This window comes from Vreelandella olivaria (genome assembly GCF_023507745.1).
Classification (GTDB): domain Bacteria; phylum Pseudomonadota; class Gammaproteobacteria; order Pseudomonadales; family Halomonadaceae; genus Vreelandella; species Vreelandella olivaria_A.
This window is the reverse complement of record NZ_JALPZO010000004.1, coordinates 1-1,257: the sequence shown is the minus strand read 5'-3', so window position 1 is coordinate 1,257 and position 1,257 is coordinate 1. Positions and strand designations below refer to the sequence as shown.

At 49.1% G+C, this 1,257-nt stretch carries 3 protein-coding genes; all 3 read left to right on the top strand.

The window, feature by feature from the left end; translation table 11 throughout:
* Positions 1 to 644 (top strand): RHS repeat-associated core domain-containing protein (locus HP566_RS00040; protein ID WP_249975210.1); only part of this gene is annotated, 644 nt, incomplete at its 5' end.
* The gene (locus HP566_RS00035) at positions 641 to 877 is read left to right on the top strand and encodes a hypothetical protein (protein ID WP_249975209.1); all 237 of its coding nucleotides are present in this window, start codon (positions 641 to 643) and stop codon (positions 875 to 877) included. The genes HP566_RS00040 and HP566_RS00035, both read left to right, overlap by 4 nt.
* Positions 870 to 1,257: RHS domain-containing protein (locus tag HP566_RS00030; RefSeq protein WP_249975208.1), on the top strand; the 388-nt coding region annotated here is incomplete at its 3' end. The genes HP566_RS00035 and HP566_RS00030, both read left to right, overlap by 8 nt.

The following is a 1,257-nucleotide window of genomic DNA, read 5'->3' as shown; positions in this document are numbered from 1 at the left end:
GCCGCGGCAACACATCACAGCCGATCCGCTTCCAGGGCCAATGGCACGATGAAGAGAGTGGCCTCTACTACAACCGCCACCGCTACTACGACCCACAGCAGGGGCGCTATATCAGCCAGGACCCGATAGGGTTGAATGGCGGTACCAATCTATATGGTTATGTGACCAATCCAACCGGGATGGTGGATCCGTTGGGGTTGACAGGTGCCCATCCTTGGAATCATAGCTATATTCCTATTGAGGATAGAGGAGCAACTGTATTGGCTGGCGAAGTCTACCCTGTAGCAGGCCAAGCATTCGGTGGTGTATTCGGCCAAACAATTGCAGCAGGAGTAAAGGCAGACACAGCTGGAAATATTGGCTGGGTTGTAGCTGAATGCCAACAATATGGTTTAGGAATATTTAAATCAGTTGGAACATCGTACGCTGGAAGTATTAGCAGCTCTTCTCTTCAAAGTGGTGTTTCAGAGACCTGGGGTATTTTCGGCAATGGTGGACTATTTGGTAGCGCAGGGTATTCTATTGACTTTAATAATGATGGTTTATCAAAAGTAAGGGGGTTCAAAGGACTCGGTATTGGTTTTTCTGGCGGCATTCAACATTGCAAAACCACCACCACTATAATCAAGGAAGGTGAAGAGTGAAAAAAAAGCATATTAAAGATTTTATTTTTTTATTCTGCTTCTCTTTAGGTGCATGCTTAGGTGCCGCATTAATTTTATTTGGATATGAAATGGCAGGAAGTTTTATTGTTGCCATATCAATATTGTCTGCTATAGCATCTGGGTTTATATTTTCATTACAGGATGCTAACACGGGATTTAAAAAATTAAAAAAACGCTTTGTAGACAACAAAGAACAAGATAACAATGATTAGCTCTAAATTAATTGAGCAAGTACACCTTAGCAAAACCGTACGCCACGCCAACGGCACCACCGCCACCACCCACTACGGCTGGGACGGCGACCGCATCGTCCACGAAGACAGCGAGGCCCAACGCACCACCGTGGTCTACGAGCCGGGCAGTTTTATCCCCCTGTTGCGTATCGACCAAACCGGCACCAGCACCGCCAAACAGCTCAGCGCCTATCTCACCGATGCCCTCGGCACCCCGATGCAACTGCTCTCACCCACCGGCGAACCCCGCTGGCAGGCCCAACCCGACGACTGGGCCGCCACCCGGAACGAACGCGGCAACACATCACAGCCGATCCGCTTCCAGGGCCAATGGCACGATGAAGAGAGTGGCCTCTACT